The sequence below is a fragment of the Stenotrophomonas sp. GbtcB23 genome (assembly GCF_019091045.1).
In the GTDB taxonomy this organism is placed as follows: Bacteria; Pseudomonadota; Gammaproteobacteria; order Xanthomonadales; family Xanthomonadaceae; genus Stenotrophomonas; species Stenotrophomonas rhizophila_A.
This window is the reverse complement of the sequence record NZ_JAGXKC010000651.1, coordinates 1-239: the sequence shown is the minus strand read 5'-3', so window position 1 is coordinate 239 and position 239 is coordinate 1. Positions and strand designations below refer to the sequence as shown.

At 60.7% G+C, this 239-nt stretch carries 1 protein-coding gene; it reads left to right on the top strand.

The window, feature by feature from the left end:
* Nucleotides 1-98 precede the first annotated feature (98 nt).
* Nucleotides 99-239, top strand: a 141-nt coding sequence (locus KVS69_RS20450) for a GTP-binding protein (protein ID WP_217540152.1), incomplete at its 3' end; no start/stop codon positions are given.

Here is a 239-nt window from a genome sequence, read left to right as displayed (position 1 = left end):
GGCAAGCCCCAATTGCCCCACGAAACCCGGCCTTATCCTCAACGAAAGGTTATCTTTCCGCTTTGCGGCAGGGACTCGCACTGCTATATGCGCGAGCCATGAGCACCAATTCCTCCCGAACGCCGCTGGACCATATCCGCAACTTCTCGATCGTGGCGCATATCGACCACGGCAAGTCGACGCTCGCCGACCGGCTGATCCAGTCGACCGGGGGGCTCGCCGAGCGTGAAATGTCGGAA